Source organism: Leclercia sp. GHBNCSD (genome assembly GCF_055805075.1).
The window spans coordinates 3,628,009-3,644,673 of sequence record NZ_JBQVYO010000001.1 but is presented as its reverse complement, the minus strand read 5'-3'; the positions used below and the strand labels follow the sequence as shown (position 1 = coordinate 3,644,673).

Annotated in this window: 18 protein-coding genes and 1 other annotated feature; of the genes, 10 read left to right on the top strand and 8 right to left on the bottom strand. The window is 55.5% G+C overall.

Features of this window, described 5'->3' with window-relative positions; translation table 11 throughout:
• Positions 1-118 precede the first annotated feature (118 nt).
• From ACT3IC_RS17345 to dacD, 3 genes are all read right to left on the bottom strand, one after another.
• Positions 119-1,177 carry an FUSC family protein gene (locus ACT3IC_RS17345; protein ID WP_103180182.1) on the bottom strand — a complete coding sequence of 353 codons (1,059 nt, stop codon included), beginning with the start codon at positions 1,175-1,177 and terminating at the stop codon, positions 119-121.
• 102 nt (positions 1,178-1,279) lie between these two features.
• Positions 1,280-1,753 carry a DNA gyrase inhibitor SbmC gene (gene sbmC / locus ACT3IC_RS17340; protein WP_156654847.1) on the bottom strand — a complete coding sequence of 158 codons (474 nt, stop codon included), beginning with the start codon at positions 1,751-1,753 and terminating at the stop codon, positions 1,280-1,282.
• Positions 1,754-1,874: 121 nt separating this feature from the next.
• On the bottom strand, positions 1,875-3,047 hold the full coding sequence (dacD, locus tag ACT3IC_RS17335) for a serine-type D-Ala-D-Ala carboxypeptidase DacD (protein ID WP_325941137.1): 1,173 nt from the start codon (positions 3,045-3,047) through the stop codon (positions 1,875-1,877).
• Between the two features lie 204 nt (positions 3,048-3,251).
• On the opposite strand from dacD, the gene sbcB reads away from it, so the two are divergent.
• Positions 3,252-4,676, top strand: a complete 1,425-nt coding sequence (gene sbcB / locus ACT3IC_RS17330) for an exodeoxyribonuclease I (RefSeq protein WP_103181108.1) — start codon at positions 3,252-3,254, stop codon at positions 4,674-4,676.
• Positions 4,677-4,772: 96 nt separating this feature from the next.
• Here sbcB and ACT3IC_RS17325 read toward each other — a convergent pair whose 3' ends face one another.
• The 4 genes from ACT3IC_RS17325 to ACT3IC_RS17310 form a co-directional block, all read right to left on the bottom strand.
• Positions 4,773-6,131 (bottom strand): APC family permease, encoded by a 1,359-nt coding sequence (locus ACT3IC_RS17325; RefSeq protein WP_201304732.1) that lies wholly within the window; start codon positions 6,129-6,131, stop codon positions 4,773-4,775.
• Positions 6,121-6,183 (bottom strand): membrane protein YoeI, encoded by a 63-nt coding sequence (yoeI, locus tag ACT3IC_RS17320; protein ID WP_138370007.1) that lies wholly within the window; start codon positions 6,181-6,183, stop codon positions 6,121-6,123. The genes ACT3IC_RS17325 and yoeI overlap by 11 nt, the downstream gene beginning before the upstream one ends.
• A 217-nt stretch (positions 6,184-6,400) precedes the next feature.
• Entirely contained in the window at positions 6,401-7,330 is a 930-nt protein-coding gene (locus ACT3IC_RS17315) for a LysR family transcriptional regulator (RefSeq protein WP_325940846.1), read from the bottom strand.
• A 40-nt stretch (positions 7,331-7,370) separates the two neighbouring features.
• Positions 7,371-8,195, bottom strand: a complete 825-nt coding sequence (locus ACT3IC_RS17310; RefSeq protein ID WP_103180188.1) for an SDR family oxidoreductase — start codon at positions 8,193-8,195, stop codon at positions 7,371-7,373.
• Between the two features lie 174 nt (positions 8,196-8,369).
• On the opposite strand from ACT3IC_RS17310, the gene hisL reads away from it, so the two are divergent.
• From hisL to hisIE, 9 genes are all read left to right on the top strand, one after another.
• Positions 8,370-8,420, top strand: a complete 51-nt coding sequence (hisL, locus tag ACT3IC_RS17305; RefSeq protein WP_001364200.1) for a his operon leader peptide — start codon at positions 8,370-8,372, stop codon at positions 8,418-8,420.
• Positions 8,396-8,519 (top strand) — a sequence feature (His leader region). (Overlaps the previous gene by 25 nt.)
• Positions 8,520-8,564: 45 nt before the next feature.
• Positions 8,565-9,464, top strand: a complete 900-nt coding sequence (gene hisG, locus ACT3IC_RS17300; protein ID WP_103180189.1) for an ATP phosphoribosyltransferase — start codon at positions 8,565-8,567, stop codon at positions 9,462-9,464.
• Between the two features lie 5 nt (positions 9,465-9,469).
• The gene (hisD, locus tag ACT3IC_RS17295; protein WP_473478350.1) at positions 9,470-10,774 is read left to right on the top strand and encodes a histidinol dehydrogenase; all 1,305 of its coding nucleotides are present in this window, start codon (positions 9,470-9,472) and stop codon (positions 10,772-10,774) included.
• A complete protein-coding gene (gene hisC, locus ACT3IC_RS17290; RefSeq protein ID WP_420193331.1) occupies positions 10,771-11,832 on the top strand; it encodes a histidinol-phosphate transaminase in 1,062 nt (353 codons plus the stop codon). Before hisD ends, hisC begins: the two co-directional genes overlap by 4 nt.
• On the top strand, positions 11,829-12,896 hold the full coding sequence (gene hisB, locus ACT3IC_RS17285; protein WP_156654850.1) for a bifunctional histidinol-phosphatase/imidazoleglycerol-phosphate dehydratase HisB: 1,068 nt from the start codon (positions 11,829-11,831) through the stop codon (positions 12,894-12,896). Before hisC ends, hisB begins: the two co-directional genes overlap by 4 nt.
• Positions 12,896-13,486, top strand: a complete 591-nt coding sequence (gene hisH, locus ACT3IC_RS17280) for an imidazole glycerol phosphate synthase subunit HisH (protein WP_103180193.1) — start codon at positions 12,896-12,898, stop codon at positions 13,484-13,486. Before hisB ends, hisH begins: the two co-directional genes overlap by 1 nt.
• Complete coding sequence (hisA, locus tag ACT3IC_RS17275) at positions 13,486-14,223, top strand: 1-(5-phosphoribosyl)-5-[(5-phosphoribosylamino)methylideneamino]imidazole-4-carboxamide isomerase (protein ID WP_263950457.1); 738 nt, start codon at positions 13,486-13,488, stop codon at positions 14,221-14,223. Before hisH ends, hisA begins: the two co-directional genes overlap by 1 nt.
• The gene (gene hisF / locus ACT3IC_RS17270; RefSeq protein ID WP_156654852.1) at positions 14,205-14,981 is read left to right on the top strand and encodes an imidazole glycerol phosphate synthase subunit HisF; all 777 of its coding nucleotides are present in this window, start codon (positions 14,205-14,207) and stop codon (positions 14,979-14,981) included. Before hisA ends, hisF begins: the two co-directional genes overlap by 19 nt.
• On the top strand, positions 14,975-15,586 hold the full coding sequence (gene hisIE, locus ACT3IC_RS17265) for a bifunctional phosphoribosyl-AMP cyclohydrolase/phosphoribosyl-ATP diphosphatase HisIE (protein WP_473478345.1): 612 nt from the start codon (positions 14,975-14,977) through the stop codon (positions 15,584-15,586). Before hisF ends, hisIE begins: the two co-directional genes overlap by 7 nt.
• Positions 15,587-15,629: 43 nt before the next feature.
• Here hisIE and wzzB read toward each other — a convergent pair whose 3' ends face one another.
• The gene (wzzB, locus tag ACT3IC_RS17260; RefSeq protein ID WP_473478343.1) at positions 15,630-16,607 is read right to left on the bottom strand and encodes an LPS O-antigen chain length determinant protein WzzB; all 978 of its coding nucleotides are present in this window, start codon (positions 16,605-16,607) and stop codon (positions 15,630-15,632) included.
• Between the last annotated feature and the right edge of the window lie 58 nt (positions 16,608-16,665).

Sequence of the window (16,665 nt, the reverse complement as noted above, 5' to 3'; positions counted from 1 at the left end):
ATAGCATTAACCTTACTGACAGCGATTGCTGATGACAATAATTTTCCGTTGTCCCTATCATAACCTCAATTTCTGCTGAATCGAAGCAGCAGACAACACAACCCTGCATAGCCGCTTTTTATTTGCGCAATGCCCGGCAGATTAGATGCGACAATAATTCCAGCTGGCGAGCAAGTTCCATGCTCAACCATACATAGCCGTGTATGGGCGTTTCCGCCACGTTTTCATTGTGATGATCGTTGATCAGCTGACGCAGCTCGGCAACGATTTCGTTCAGCCGCTCGGTGTTCGCCAGTATGGGCTGCGGATTGCCTTCATAAAGCGCATGGGCAATGGTGAGCAGCGTTTGCTGTGTCATCTGCTGCGTCTCTTTTAAGGTCCGGGCATTCAGCATCACAAAATGGCTGGCCCGGGAGGACCAGTGGGCGTTGATCTGTAGCTCGAGCATGCAGACAAGATTGCGGCTCACGGTCTGGATCGCTTCAAAGATCGCTTTCTGGATATGGGTCTCTTTGCTGGCCGGGGTAATCAGACCGCGCATTTTGACCACATCGTTGAGGATGGTTTGCAGGTGTTTTTCCAGCCGTGGTCGTTCCACCAGGTTGGGGGAAAAGCCCGCCTGATAGACCCGGTTAAAGGCGGTGACGTAGTTCGCCATCTGAATACGCCAGTGCAAAAAGGCCCGCTGCGGCCAGATGCCAGTAAAGAGCATCGCCAGCAATGACCCCAGGATAACATCACCGCTTCGCCAAAGCGCAGTTTGCATATCCCCGGTCGGCGCACCAATCACCACCGCAAGGGTGATACCGATAAGCAGCGCCTGATAGGGTCGTTTGCCCAGTGCCAGCCAGCCGCAGAGAAACATGGCCGCCGCGCACCACAGCAGCATCAACGGCAGAGAGATAAGCTCCAGTTTCAGGGCAATTAACCCCATTGCCGAGCCCAGAATGGTGCCGCCAATGCGCTCATACGCGCGCGGAACGACGTTCCCCCAAAAGGAGATCGGCCCCATGATGACCACCAGGGTGATCAGCGGCCATGTCCCTTCCGGCACGGCCAGCAGACGCACCAGTAAAAAAGTGAGGATAAACGCCAGCGCGATACGGCATCCATGTACGATGCGGTAATGACGATACAGTCGAATTTCAAAAGGCGTTAGAGATTTGTCGGGGCGCACACGCTCTCCAGCTTTACGGCAAACCCTGATTGTACTGCGTTTTCTGCCGGAGTTGTGCTCCCCGGCAGAAAAACCCTGTTAAGTGTGGGCATTAAGGAACCGTTATGCCATGCGGCTCTGTACCGGAATAAACATCTCAATATCCCAGTAGCCGTCGACATTCCCATCATTCAGATAACGTTCAAAACAGGCTTTTGGCGCGATCTGGTAATCGACATCCTCAAGCAGACTGTCGAAAAACCGATTCCACGGCGTGGCGAAATCATGGTTCTCAACGCGGGCCGTCGCCACCGCGTAGTCGCCTGCCGCCACTTCGGTCAGGATCACCCCTTCACTGTTGGGAGGAATAACAAAATCGTCCGGCACGGTGACAACCGTGTCGCAGCGTAGTTTTTCGGCAGGCACTTCGTCAGGGTTATCATAATAGACCGCCACCCACTCCAGCGGCTGGATCTGACGCCCCTCTACCCACATCATCAGTTGTTCAAAACCCTGCTTAACGGTTTGCTCCCACGGGCCAACCATATGAAAACCGGCAATTTTGCGTTTATTCTGGTGCGTGATGCTGTAGTCCATGCTGCCTCCGATTGTTTACTGTATATACATACACTGTAATGCAGAAAAAAGCGGTTTAACAATAATGACCTGTCTATTATGGGAGCAGGCTCGCACTGTCGCCAGCCTGCTCCTCCAGGCGCTACGCCTTATGGTGCAGATAGTCGCTCAGCCGCGAGAACATCCCGCCTTTACCCACATTCTCCAGCGTCACCAGCGGCCAGTGGGCTACCACTTTATCGCGATCGTACAGTTCGATCTCCCCGACCCGCTGATGGGCGGCAATCGGTGCTTCGAGCTCTTTCTTATCCAGGACATACTTCGCCTTGATGTTCGGCAGCTCCGCCTTTGGCAGTGCCAGCCAGAAGTCCCGATCGGTACCTAACGAGATACGCTCTTTATCGCCGTACCAGATGCGCTCGTTGCCCACCTGCTTACCGTTACGCAGGATCTGCACGGTATCGAAATTCTGCTGGCCCCAGTGGAGCAGTTTGCGCGCCTGATCCTCGCGGCCTTTTGGGCTTTCAGCCCCCATGACGACAGCAATCAGACGGCGCTCACCGTCAACAGCAGAGGCGATCAGGTTAAAGCCGGCGCCAGAGGTGTGTCCGGTTTTCAGGCCATCCACGCTGAGCGACTTGTCCCACAGCAGACCGTTCCGGTTCTGCTGGGTGATACCGTTCCAGGTCAGGCTCTTTTCACTGTACATATGGTAAAACGCCGGCTCGCCGTGGATGATGGCGCGGGAGAGCACCGCCAGATCGTAAGCGGAGCTGTGCTGGCCCGGCGCATCGAGACCATGTACCGTTTCAAAGTGGGTGTCGCGCAAATTCAGCTTTTTAACGTAATCATTCATCATATTGACGAACTGCGGCTGTCCGCCCGCCACGTAATCGGCCAGCGCCACGCAGGCGTCATTCCCGGAATCGACAATCAGTCCGCGGCTGAGGTCGCGCACGGAGACCCGTTCACCCGCTTTCAAAAACATTAGCGAGGAGCCGTTAAAAACCGGGTTCCCTTTGGCCCACGCGTCCTGGCCTACGGTCACCATATCGTCCGGCGTAATGCGATGGCTGTCGATCGCGCGGTCAACCACATAGCCGGTCATCAGCTTGGTCAGGCTGGCCGGATTGCGCTGCTGATGTTCGTTGCCCGCCGTTAAAATTTGTCCCGTCGTATAGTCCATCAGCACCCAGGAACCCGCCTGGATAGCTGGCGGCTGCGGCGCATAATTAATCGGGTCGGCAGCCAGCGCGGATGAAATGCTCAAAGTGAGTAAAGAAACAGCAATAAACAGACGGCGTTTCAACGGTATATCCTCAGGTCATTTAAAATCGTTGCCCTTTTTACGGAAGTTTCCCGCTGGATACCTGGAATAATTGCAAAAAAATGTGACAGCACGCATGTTTTTCCCGGATACCAGGTCGCAAATTTGCAGGTGGACAGCGCTTTTTCTTCGGCGTGCCTGGCCGGATGGTTTACCATAGCAGTGTCACTCATAAACAGGATGGTATTACTGGTGTCTGACTCCGCCGCGCGCCCGACTTTTTTATTCCACGATTACGAAACCTTCGGCACCAGCCCTTCGCTGGATCGCCCTGCCCAGTTTGCTGCCATCCGCACCGATGCGGATTTCAACGTTATTGGCGAGCCGGAGGTATTCTATTGCAAACCGGCCGATGACTATTTACCCCAGCCGGGGGCAGTGATGGTGACCGGTATTACGCCGCAGGAGGCCCGCGAGAAAGGGGTGAATGAGGCGGAGTTTGCCCGTCGCATTCACGACCTGTTCACCGTGCCCAACACCTGCGTGGTGGGCTACAACAACGTGCGCTTCGATGATGAAGTAACCCGCCATATTTTTTACCGTAACTTCTACGATCCCTACGCCTGGAGCTGGCAAAACCGTAATTCGCGCTGGGATCTGCTCGACGTGATGCGCGCCTGCTACGCCCTGCGTCCGGAGGGGATTAACTGGCCGGAAAACGACGACGGGCTGCCCAGCTTCCGTCTGGAGCATCTGACCCGCGCGAACGGCATTGAACACAGTAATGCCCATGATGCCATGGCGGATGTGTATGCCACCATTGCGATGGCGAAGCTGGTTAAGACCCGACAGCCGAAGCTGTTTGAATATCTGCTAAGCCATCGCAGCAAGCAAAAATTAACCACTCTGATTGATGTGCCGCAGATGAAACCGCTGATGCACATCTCCGGGATGTTTGGCGCCTGGCGAGGCAACACCAGCTGGGTCGCCCCGCTGGCCTGGCATCCGGACAACCGCAACGCGGTGATTATGGTGGATCTGGCTGGCGATATTACCCCGCTGCTGACGCTCGACAGCGACCAGCTTCGCGAGCGTTTGTATACGCCGAAAGAGGCGCTGGGTGACGATGCCGCCGTACCGGTGAAGCTGGTGCATATCAATAAGTGTCCGGTGCTGGCGCCAGCCAACACCCTGCGCCCGATCGATGCCGAGCGGTTGGGCATCGATCGTCAACGCTGCCTGGCTAACCTGAAGCTGCTGCGGGAAAACCCGCAGGTGCGGGAAAAAGCGGTGGCGATCTTCGCTGAAGCGGAACCATTTATTCCTTCTGAGAATGTCGATGCCCAGCTCTATAACGGCTTTTTCAGCGATGCGGACCGCAATGCCATGAACATCGTTTTGCAGACCGATCCCCGCAACCTGCCCGCACTGGACATTACCTTTGTGGATGAGCGTATCAGGAAGCTGATGTTTAACTACCGCGCGCGAAATTTCCCCGGCACGCTGGATGAGGCCGAGCAGGAGCGCTGGTTGCAGCATCGCCGTAACGTCTTTACGCCGGAGTATTTACAGGCTTATGCCCAGGAGCTGGAGATGCTCTACGGTGAGTATGAAGGCAATGCGGAGAAGCAGGCACTGCTGAAAGCGCTGTATCAGTATGCGCAGGAGATTGTGTGACCTGAGAAAGCAAAAAAGCCGGAGGCGATGTCTCCGGCTTTTTTTTGCCCGTCGGCACTACGCTGGCGCGGGCCTACGGGTTTTGTGGTCTATTAATCAGGCGACGTCTTCGTACTGCGGTACCGGGTTGCGGAAGCTTTTAGTCACACATGCCAGGTAAACCAGACCAATACCACCCCAGATCAGACCCAGAACCATGGAGCTCTCTTCCAGGTTGATCCACAGCGCACCCACGGTCAGCGCGCCACAGACCGGCAGAAGCAGATAGTTGAAGTGGTCTTTCAGCGTTTTGTTGCGCTTCTCACGGATCCAGAACTGCGAGATCACGGAGAGGTTAACAAAGGTAAAGGCAACCAGCGCACCGAAGTTAATCAGGGCGGTAGCGGTAACCAGGTCAAAGTTAATCGCCAGCAGCGCAATCGCACCGACCAGCAGCACGTTCCATGCTGGGGTACGCCATTTCGGATGAACATAACCGAAGAAGCGCGTCGGGAATACGCCGTCGCGGCCCATGACATACATCAGACGAGAAACGCCCGCGTGCGCCGCCATGCCGGATGCCAGTACGGTAACGCTGGAGAAGATCAGCACGCCCCACTGGAAGGTTTTACCCGCAACATAGAGCATGATTTCTGGCTGTGACGCGTCCGGATCTTTGAAGCGAGAGATATCCGGGAAGTAGAGCTGCAGGAAGTAAGACGCACCGATAAAGATGATGCCGCCCAGCAGCGCCGTCAGGAAGATAGCGCGCGGGATGACACGCTCTGCGTCTTTCGTCTCTTCAGACAGAGAAGAGATACCATCGAAGCCCAGGAACGAGAAGCAGAGGATCGTCGCACCGGTGATCATTGGCACAACGTGCGCATCTTCAGACCAGAACGGACGTGAGCTTACCAGCGTACCCGCACCTTCACCGTGAGAAACGCCGTAGATGATCAGACCGACAATGACCGTCACAATCGCCATCTGCAGGATAACGATCAGGGTATTGAAGTTGGCAACGGTCTTGATGCTGCGCAGGTTAGAGATGGTCATAAAGGCCACCAGCGCCACAACGAAGATCCACGACGGCACGGAAGGCACCAGCGCTTCGAAGTAAATTTTTGCCAGCAGAATGTTGATCATCGGCATGAACAGGTAGTCCAGCAGTGATGACCAGCCCACCATAAAGCCAACAGCCGGGCTAATGGACTTCTGAGCATAGGTGTACGCAGAGCCTGCGGACGGGAAGCGGCGAACCAGCTTGCCGTAGCTCAGCGCAGTAAAGAGGATCGCGACCAGCGCAAAGGCATACGCCGTTGCAACGTGACCGTCAGTGAGGCCTGATACGATACCGAATGTATCAAACAGCGTCATCGGCTGCATATAGGCAAGGCCCATCATAACAACCGGAATCAACGTAAGCGTTTTACGTAATTCCACGCGAGAGGTTTTTGGAGTTGCGTTATGCGACATAGTTATTCTCCTTTACGGTGAATACCGCCACGTAAGCGAATGATTGCCCCATTTCTTTCTTCCTCAGCGACAACAACTGTCGGATTTTAGTAAATATCTATCCGGTACGAAGCCCGGCCTCTTGGATTTAAATGATTTTCTTACATGCAAAAAAAAATAACCGACGCCTTTTATATCGTCGATTATTTATATGTTTGCAGCGGCGCATTTTGCCCTGGTTTGAGGCGAAAAGGCAAGGGTGCGACGGCAATTTGAAACAATAATTCATACTAATTGCTTGATTTTCCGGCTTCGCTTTGGGCATAAACAGCAGCAATAGCACTATTTGCTAAAATTTCCTGCCGCCACCAGGCACTGGCGAGGCCGGCAGTATGTTCATTCCAGCCTATCCATACTGAATCATAACTGGATTGCGCCATCACCTGCTTCTCAATTAACGCCCCACTTTCGATAAAACGCTGAGCTAAATAACGCGGAAGGTAACCGCAGCCTAAGCCGCTTATTTGCAGTTCCAGTTTGGTTTTAAAATCGAAAACGGTAATGGCTTCCTGATCGTCGAGCAGCTGCGATGACGCGGTGCAGCCAGGCAAAGCGCTGTCGCCCACCACGATGGCACGGTAGCTTTTAATGACCCGACGGTTAATTGGCTCTGGCTCCTGGGCTAAAGGATGGTGCGGGGCAATGACGAAGACCTGTTCGAGCTGCCCGAGACAGGCAAAACCAAATTCACTGAGCTGGGGCGGCTCGTGTAATGCGCCGACGACGATATCTGCCCGCCCCTGCACCAGCGCTTCCCACGAGCCTGCCAGGACGCCGTTGATAAACTTAAGCCGGGTAACGCTGTGTCGCTGATAGAAGGCTTCAATCAGCGGCGAGAGCAGTGAAAAGGGAAAGGTGTCGTCTACGCCGATTACCAGCTCATTTTCCCAGCCCTGATGCAGTTTGACGGCCTGCTTTTCCAGCTCGCGTACTGAATGCAGCACTTCCCGCCCTTTTTCCAGCAGCATTTTTCCGGTGCGGGTAAAGCGCGCCCGGTGGCCGGTACGGTCGAGGATCTGAATGTTGAGGTCGCTTTCAAGCTTATGAACGGTATAACTGAGGGCGGAGGGCGTTTTAAAGAGCTTCGCCGACGCCGCAGCAAAGCTCCCCTCTTTTTCCAGGGCATCGAGGATGATTAGGACATCCAGCAGCGGTTTCATGCTCACCCCCTTGTGGTGCGCTTACGCTCCGCCAGCGGCGTTACTCCATAGGCATAACCAGCGGATCGGGAAAGAGATACTCAAATCCCAGTTCATGACAGATGCGGTTCCCATCAATCAATTTGCCCTTCCCCTCTCCAGGGGCATCGTGAAAGTGCGGTGGTGCCAGGCCAAGCTGACGAGCCATCACCGGATAGAATGTACTGCGTGTCGGATGAGAGGGCGCACATATATTATAGATGTGCCCGCCCTTTGGAGCCTGTAATAGCAGAGTAATCGCACCAATAACATCTTCAAGGTGTACCAGATTGACGCCATGTTGTCCGTCAGGCGCTGATTTTCCGGCAAAAAAGCGCCCCGGATGACGGCCAGGCCCAACCAGCCCCGCAAGCCGTAATATATCCACCTGGGTGCCGGGTAAATTATGCAGCCAGTCCTCCAGCTCTTTTAAAACACGCCCGCTGGAGGTTACCGGCTGGCGCGGCATATTTTCTTTGACGGCACCTTCGACATCGCCATATACCGAGGTTGAGCTGGTGAAAATAATGCGCGGAATATGGTGTGCCAGCGCGCTGTCGACAATTTCCTGCACCGCCTGCAAATAATAGGTTTCGCCCGGACCGGTGCGACGTGCCGGCAGCGTTAATACCAGCGCATCCACATTCATCAGAGCGTCCAGGTCATCGGCGTCGCATACCAGTTCCGGCTCAAGGCGCAACTCAACGCTCTCAATACCGCACATCCGCGCCGCCTCGACGCCATCTGCGGTGGTTTTGCTGCCAGTGACGTGCCAGCCCCGCGCCTGTAACGACATAGCCAGCGGCATTCCAAGCCATCCCAGACCGACAATTGCGACCTTTTTCATGCGTTTTCTCCTGACTATTACGCCTCTGCTGTAAGGCTACGCCAGCCACGCTGAACTGACAATTGATAGCGCTAATATGAAATCATTTAATGATTAAAAAAAGCCCTTGCTTTATATAGCGCAAGTGGTTTAGGTTAAACGACATCACATGAATAAGCATTCATCGAGAATTTTATGACACGCGTTCAATTTAAACACCACCATCATCACCATCATCCTGACTAGTCTTTCAGGCGATGTGTGCTGGAAGACAGTTAGATCTTCCAGTGGTGCATGAACGCAAGAAAAAGCCCCCGGAAGATCATCTTCCGGGGGCTTTTTTTTGGACCGTGTTCAGGCAAGTTACAACAGGATCATGAGGAACCGACAATGTTAGATAATTCACGTTTACGCATAGCTATGCAGAAATCAGGTCGTCTTAGCGACGATTCACGCGAACTGCTGGCGCGCTGTGGCATAAAAATTAACCTGCACACGCAGCGTCTGATTGCGCTGGCAGAGAATATGCCGATTGATATTCTGCGCGTGCGTGACGATGACATTCCGGGCCTGGTGATGGACGGCGTGGTGGATCTGGGCATCATTGGCGAAAACGTGCTGGAAGAAGAGCTGCTGACCCGCCGCGCCCAGGGCGAAGATCCGCGCTACTTCACGCTGCGCCGTCTGGATTTTGGCGGCTGCCGCCTGTCGCTGGCCACCGCGGCTGACGAACCGTGGGACGGCCCGGCTTCCCTGAACGGCAAGCGAATTGCCACCTCCTACCCTCACCTGCTGAAGCGCTACCTCGATCAGAAGGGCGTGCAGTTTAAATCCTGTCTGCTGAATGGTTCTGTTGAAGTTGCGCCGCGTGCCGGTCTGGCTGATGCAATTTGCGATCTGGTTTCCACGGGCGCCACGCTTGAAGCGAACGGCCTGCGCGAAGTGGAAGTGATCTACCGCTCCAAAGCCTGTCTGATCCAGCGCGACGGCGAAATGCCGGAAGCCAAGCAGCAGCTGATTGACCGTCTGCTGACCCGTATTCAGGGTGTGATCCAGGCCCGTGAATCTAAGTACATCATGATGCATGCGCCTACCGAACGCCTGGATGAAGTGATTGCCCTGCTGCCGGGCGCTGAACGCCCTACTATTCTGCCGCTGGCAGGGGATCAGCAGCGCGTGGCGATGCACATGGTCAGCAGCGAAACCCTGTTCTGGGAAACTATGGAAAAACTGAAAGCGCTGGGGGCCAGCTCTATCCTGGTGTTGCCGATTGAGAAGATGATGGAGTAACAACCATGAGCTTTAACACCGTGATCGACTGGAACACCTGTAGCGCGGAACAGCAGCGCGCCCTGCTGATGCGCCCGGCTATCTCCGCGTCACAGAGCATTACCCGCACCGTGGCGGAGATTCTGGAAAATGTGAAAACCCGAGGCGACGACGCCCTGCGGGAGTACAGCGCTAAGTTTGATAAAACCGACGTCGCGGCGCTGAAGGTCAGCGAGCAGGAGATTACCGAGGCCGCAGCGCGTCTGAGCGATGAGTTAAAGCAGGCGATGGCCGTCGCAGTGCAGAATATTGATACCTTCCACACTGCGCAAAAGCTACAAACTGTCGATGTGGAAACCCTGCCCGGCGTACGCTGCCAGCAGGTGACCCGTCCGGTCGACTCGGTGGGCTTGTATATTCCGGGTGGCTCCGCTCCGCTCTTCTCTACCGTGTTGATGCTGGCGACCCCTGCCCGTATCGCCGGTTGCCGTAAAGTGGTGCTCTGCTCTCCGCCACCGATTGCCGATGAAATCCTCTATGCCGCGCAGCTGTGCGGGGTACAGGAGATCTTCAACGTCGGCGGGGCGCAGGCTATTGCGGCGCTGGCGCTGGGGACGGAGTCCGTTCCGCGCGTGGATAAAATCTTCGGCCCGGGCAACGCCTTCGTCACCGAAGCCAAGCGCCAGGTCAGCCAGCGGCTGGACGGTGCGGCCATCGATATGCCAGCCGGTCCGTCGGAGGTACTGGTGATTGCAGACAGCGGCGCGACCCCGGATTTTGTCGCTTCCGATCTGCTCTCCCAGGCCGAGCACGGCCCGGATTCACAGGTTATCCTGCTGACACCGGATGCAGATATGGCAAAACGAGTGGGTGAAGCCGTAGAACGTCAGCTCGCGGATCTGCCCCGGGCAGAGACTGCCCGTCAGGCGCTCTCTGCCAGCCGCCTGATTGTCGCCCGGGATCTGGACCAGTGCATCGCCATTTCTAATCTCTATGGCCCGGAGCACCTGATCATTCAGACCCGCAACGCCCGTGAGCTGGTCGACAGCATCACCAGCGCCGGTTCGGTATTCCTTGGGGACTGGTCCCCGGAATCCGCAGGGGATTACGCTTCCGGAACGAACCACGTGCTGCCGACATACGGTTATACCGCCACCTGCTCCAGCCTGGGGCTGGCGGATTTCCAGAAGCGCATGACTGTGCAGGAGCTTAGCCGCGAGGGCTTTGCCTCTCTTGCCGCGACGATTGAAACCCTGGCCGCCGCTGAACGGTTGACCGCCCACAAAAATGCCGTGACGCTGCGCGTTGCCGCCCTGAAGGAGCAAGCATGAGTATTGAAGAGTTAGCCCGCGACAACGTTCGCGCCCTGACCCCGTATCAGTCTGCCCGCCGCCTGGGGGGCAATGGCGATGTCTGGCTGAATGCCAATGAATTTCCGACGCCTGTCGCCTTTGAGCTGACCCAGCAGACGCTGAACCGCTACCCGGAGTGTCAGCCGAAAGCGGTGATTGAAAACTATGCGGCCTACGCTGGTGTAAAACCGGAGCAGGTGCTGGTGAGCCGCGGTGCGGATGAAGGCATCGAACTGCTGATCCGCGCCTTCTGCGAGCCGGGTAAAGACGCAGTGCTCTACTGCCCGCCGACCTACGGCATGTACAGCGTCAGCGCCGAAACCTTCAACGTTGAGCTACGTAAAGTGCCAACTCTGGAAAATTGGCAGCTTGATTTACAGGGTATTGCCGATAATCTCGACGGCGTGAAGGTGGTCTTTGTCTGCAGCCCGAATAACCCCACCGGCCAGCTGATTAATCCGCAGGATATTCGCGCCCTGCTGGAGATGACCCGCGGCAAAGCGCTGGTGGTCGCCGATGAAGCCTATATTGAGTTTTGCCCCCAGGCGACGCTGGCCGGCTGGCTGGCAGAGTATCCGCACCTGGTGATCCTGCGGACCCTGTCAAAAGCGTTTGCCCTGGCCGGGCTGCGCTGCGGCTTTACCCTGGCGAATAAAGAGGTGATCGATCTGCTGATGAAGGTGATTGCGCCTTATCCGCTCTCGACGCCAGTGGCGGATATCGCCGCGCAGGCGCTGTCGGCAGACGGCATTACGGCCATGCGCAGCCGCGTGGCGCAGATCGTTGACGAGCGTCAGTATCTGGTCAGCGCACTTAAAACCATTGCCTGCGTTGAACAGGTTTTCGACTCAGAAACCAACTATATTCTGGCGCGTTTTACCGCCTCGAGTGCAGTATTTAAATCTTTGTGGGATCAGGGCATTATCCTTAGAGACCAGAACAAACAACCCTCTTTGAGTGGCTGCTTACGCATTACCGTAGGCACCCGGGAAGAGAGCCAGCGCGTTATCGGCGCCCTGAATGCGGAGAAAGTATGAGCCAGAAGTACCTCTTTATCGATCGTGACGGCACCATTATTTCGGAACCACCCTCGGATTTTCAGGTCGATCGTTTCGACAAGCTGGCGTTTGAAGCCGATGTCATTCCGGTGCTGCTTAAGCTGCAAAAAGCCGGTTTTAAGCTGGTAATGATCACCAACCAGGACGGTCTGGGCACCGACAGCTTCCCGCAGGCCGATTTTGACGGCCCGCACGATCTGATGATGCAGATCCTGACCTCACAGGGCGTCGCCTTTGATGAAGTGTTGATTTGCCCGCATTTACCCGCTGATAATTGCGACTGCCGTAAGCCGAAAGTGAAGCTGGTCGAGCAGTATCTGGCCGAAGCGGCGCTGGATAAAGCCAACAGCTACGTGATTGGCGATCGCGCTACCGACATAGAACTGGCCGCTAATATGGGAATTACGGGCCTGCGCTATCACCGTGACGCCCTGAACTGGGCGATGATTGGCGAGCAGCTGACCAAACGCGATCGTTTCTCCCACGTGGAGCGTAATACCAAAGAGACGCAGATCGACGTTAAGGTCTGGCTGGATCGCGAAGGCGGCAGCAAAATCCACACCGGCGTGGGCTTTTTCGATCATATGCTGGATCAGATCGCTACCCACGGCGGATTCCGTATGGAGATCGGCGTGAAAGGCGATCTCTACATTGACGATCACCACACCGTGGAAGATACCGGCCTGGCGCTGGGCGAAGCGCTGAAGCTCGCGCTGGGTGACAAGCGCGGGATTAACCGCTTTGGCTTTGTGCTGCCGATGGATGAGTGCCTGGCGCGCTGCGCGCTGGATATCTCTGGCCGTCCGCACCTGGAATATAAAGCTGACTTTACCTACCAGCGCGTAGGCGACCTGAGCACCGAGATGGTTGAGCACTTCTTCCGCTCCCTCTCCTACGCCATGGGCCTGACGCTGCACCTGAAAACCAAAGGTAAGAACGATCACCACCGCGTGGAGAGCCTCTTTAAGGCCTTTGGCCGCACCCTGCGCCAGGCCATTCGCGTGGAAGGCGATACGCTGCCGTCGTCGAAAGGAGTGCTGTAATGAACGTGGTGATCCTCGATACCGGCTGTGCCAACCTTAACTCCGTAAAATCAGCCATTGCCCGCCACGGCTACGAGCCGCTGGTTAGCCGCGATCCGGATGTGGTGCTGCGCGCCAGTAAACTCTTTTTACCGGGCGTCGGTACGGCACAGGCGGCGATGGATCAGATCCACCAGCGTGAACTGGTTGAACTGATCAAAGCCTGTACCCAGCCGGTGCTGGGAATTTGTCTGGGCATGCAGCTGCTGGGCCGCCGCAGTGAAGAGTCCAACGGCGTGGACCTGCTGGGCATTATTGATGAAGACGTGCCGAAAATGACCGATCACGGTTTACCTCTGCCGCACATGGGCTGGAACCGCGTCTACCCGAAAGCGGGCGATCGCCTGTTCCGTGGTATTGAGGACGGGGCGTACTTCTATTTCGTGCACAGCTACGCAATGCCGGTGAACACACACACTATCGCTCAGTGTCATTACGGCGAGCCTTTCACCGCCGCGGTGCAGAAAGATAACTTCTACGGCGTGCAGTTTCACCCAGAGCGCTCCGGTGCCGCAGGCGCGCAGCTGCTGAAAAACTTCCTGGAGATGTGATGATTATTCCTGCTTTAGATTTAATTGACGGCACGGTTGTCCGTCTGCACCAGGGCGATTACGGCCAGCAACGCGACTATGGCAACGATCCGCTGCCCCGACTGCAGGACTATGCCGCCCAGGGCGCCGAGGTGCTGCACCTGGTTGATCTCACCGGGGCGAAAGAACCGGCCAGACGCCAGATCCCACTGCTGAAAAAACTGGTCGCGGGCGTTAATGTTCCGGTGCAGGTTGGCGGCGGCGTGCGTACCGAAGAAGATGTGGCGGCGCTGCTCGACGCGGGCGTGGCGCGCGTGGTGGTCGGCTCCACCGCGGTGAACGATCCCGAGACGGTAAAAGGCTGGTTCAGACGCTTTGGCGCCGACGCCCTGGTGCTGGCGCTGGATGTGCGTATTGATGAACAGGGTCAGAAACAGGTGGCGGTCAGCGGCTGGCAGGAGAACTCTGGCGTGACGCTGGAGGCGCTGGTCGATCTCTATCTGCCGGTGGGCCTGAAGCATGTTCTTTGCACCGATATCTCCCGCGACGGCACCCTGGCCGGTTCCAACGTGTCGCTGTATGAAGAGGTGTGCGCCCGTTATCCGCAGGTGGCGTTCCAGTCCTCAGGCGGCATTGGTGATTTAAATGATATCGCGGCCCTGCGCGGGACGGGCGTTCGTGGGGTTATCGTTGGTCGCGCCCTGCTGGAAGAAAAATTTACTGTGACGGAGGCGATTCAATGCTGGCAAAACGGATAATTCCTTGTCTCGACGTGCGGGATGGTCAGGTTGTGAAGGGCGTGCAGTTCCGCAACCATGAAATCATCGGTGATATCGTTCCCCTGGCAAAACGCTATGCGGAAGAAGGGGCTGACGAGCTGGTCTTTTATGATATCACCGCCTCCAGCGATGGACGCGTGGTGGATAAAAGCTGGGTGGCGCGCGTGGCGGAAGTGATCGACATTCCTTTCTGCGTGGCGGGTGGGATTAAATCGGCGGACGATGCGGCCAAAATTCTCTCCTTTGGCGCCGATAAGATCTCCATCAACTCCCCTGCCCTGGCCGATCCCGAACTGATTACCCGTCTGGCGGATCGCTTTGGCGTACAGTGCATTGTGGTCGGCATCGACACCTGGTTTGATGAAGCCACCGGCAAATACCACGTTAACCAGTACACCGGCGATGAGAGCCGTACCCGCGTGACTCAGTGGGAGACACTGGAGTGGGTACAGGAAGTGCAGAAGCGCGGTGCGGGGGAGATTGTCCTGAATATGATGAACCAGGACGGCGTGCGCAACGGTTATGACCTCGAGCAGCTGAAAAAGATGCGCGCCGTCTGCCATGTGCCGCTGATTGCCTCGGGTGGCGCAGGCACGATGGAGCACTTCCTGGAAGCTTTCCGTGATGCCGATGTTGACGGCGCGCTGGCGGCCTCGGTATTCCACAAGCAGATTATCAATATTGGTGAGTTAAAAACGTTCCTGGCGAATCAGGGCGTGGAGATTAGGGTATGTTAACAGAGCAACAACGTGCGCAGCTGGACTGGGAAAAAACCGACGGCCTGATGCCGGTGGTGGTGCAGCACGCGGTGTCCGGTGAAGTACTGATGCTGGGCTATATGAATCAGGACGCCCTGGCGAAGACCGTCGATAGCGGCAAAGTGACTTTCTTCTCACGCACCAAACAGCGCCTGTGGACCAAGGGCGAAACCTCAGGTCATTTCCTGAATGTGGTCAGTATCACCCCTGACTGCGATAACGATACGCTGCTGGTGCTGGTTAACCCTATCGGGCCTACGTGCCACCTGGGCACCAGCAGCTGCTTTGGCGACGCCAGCCACCAGTGGCTATTCCTCTATCAGCTGGAGCTGCTGCTGGCTGAACGTAAAACGGCCGATCCACAAAGTTCCTATACCGCGAAACTCTATGCCAGCGGCACCAAGCGCATCGCGCAGAAAGTGGGTGAAGAAGGCGTTGAGACAGCCCTGGCCGCCACCGTGAACGACCGGGCTGAACTAACCAATGAAGCCTCTGACCTGATGTATCACCTGCTGGTGCTGCTCCAGGATCAAGATCTGGACTTAACGACGGTGATTGAAAATCTGCGCCAGCGGCACAAATAAAAAAACCGGGGAAACCCGGTTTTTTTTAGCTGTTGAATCTGTATCAGGCTCTGGCGTTATAGTTACGCAGCGCGTTGCGGCCTAAGACAACGCCGGAGCCAATAATCCCGCCCAGCAGCACCGCAAGAACCAGTACGATTGAACGTTTCGGGCTATCGCGACGAATCGGCAGATCCGGCTTCATCACGTAACGATAGGCATGGATGGTTTCCGGATCGATTTTCAGCTTCTGAATATCGAGCAGTTTCTGTTTGTTCTGATAATAACTTTCAGAGAATGTTAACGGACGTGAAGTCTCACGCGCGATCATTTCTTGCAACGCTTCGGTACCTAACAGAAACATGGTTTCCTGAGTAACATCCTGAGTCTGTTGAATTTTAGGAGTGGTAATATTTGCCGCCTCGGCGTACTTGAGCGCTTCTGAAATCTGTTTGATGCGCAGGTCTTTTTGTTCCTGAGCAATAGTTTCCTGATTACTCAACACGTCTTTCAGGGTGGCAACCTGCTGTTTAATGTTGTCATTGAGGTCAACTTCAAGCTCTTTTTGAATCTGCTCATCAATTTGCTGGATATACTTCGCCACCTGTTTTTGCGCCGACTCGGCTGAACTATTCACATAGTTAATGCTTAATGGGAAGTTTTGGCCTTTAACAGTAGGCTCGATTGTCAGCTTTTCCGGTTCGACCTGGTTCTCAAGAGATTGGGACAACGCCGAGAACGAGGCGTTATAGCGGGTAATTACAGTCTCCTGAATATCTGATAATTTTGGTGCCGCGGTACCAAAAAGAATGTTCAGTGCAGTACTGTAGTTCCCTATTTGGGCAGCGTCTGGTTCAGTAATGATTGCTGTAGAAGTCCACTTCTCTTTAGCAAAAGCCAGGTACACGCCTGCAAGAATCAATGCGATGGCGATAAAAGCAGCAATGACCCATTTTCCCCGCCACAGCTGGACGACAAGATCAATCAGATCAATCTGCTCAGGGTCACTGCTTCGCGTGACCACGTTATTGTTGTGAGTCATATAGTCCTTGGAATGCAAATAAGCGCAAAGTATAAAGTCTGGGATATAGTTTATCGAT

Coding starts and splice junctions, on each gene's coding strand:
- ACT3IC_RS17315 (WP_325940846.1), bottom strand. CDS start 7,330: ATGAAACCGCTGCTGGATGTCCTAATCATCCTCGATGCCCTGGAAAAA.
- ACT3IC_RS17310 (WP_103180188.1), bottom strand. CDS start 8,195: ATGAAAAAGGTCGCAATTGTCGGTCTGGGATGGCTTGGAATGCCGCTG.
- hisG (WP_103180189.1), top strand. CDS start 8,565: ATGTTAGATAATTCACGTTTACGCATAGCTATGCAGAAATCAGGTCGT.
- hisA (WP_263950457.1), top strand. CDS start 13,486: ATGATTATTCCTGCTTTAGATTTAATTGACGGCACGGTTGTCCGTCTG.
- ACT3IC_RS17325 (WP_201304732.1), bottom strand. CDS start 6,131: ATGTCGCATAACGCAACTCCAAAAACCTCTCGCGTGGAATTACGTAAA.
- wzzB (WP_473478343.1), bottom strand. CDS start 16,607: ATGACTCACAACAATAACGTGGTCACGCGAAGCAGTGACCCTGAGCAG.
- hisC (WP_420193331.1), top strand. CDS start 10,771: ATGAGTATTGAAGAGTTAGCCCGCGACAACGTTCGCGCCCTGACCCCG.
- hisB (WP_156654850.1), top strand. CDS start 11,829: ATGAGCCAGAAGTACCTCTTTATCGATCGTGACGGCACCATTATTTCG.
- sbmC (WP_156654847.1), bottom strand. CDS start 1,753: ATGGACTACAGCATCACGCACCAGAATAAACGCAAAATTGCCGGTTTT.
- hisH (WP_103180193.1), top strand. CDS start 12,896: ATGAACGTGGTGATCCTCGATACCGGCTGTGCCAACCTTAACTCCGTA.
- hisIE (WP_473478345.1), top strand. CDS start 14,975: ATGTTAACAGAGCAACAACGTGCGCAGCTGGACTGGGAAAAAACCGAC.
- hisD (WP_473478350.1), top strand. CDS start 9,470: ATGAGCTTTAACACCGTGATCGACTGGAACACCTGTAGCGCGGAACAG.
- hisF (WP_156654852.1), top strand. CDS start 14,205: ATGCTGGCAAAACGGATAATTCCTTGTCTCGACGTGCGGGATGGTCAG.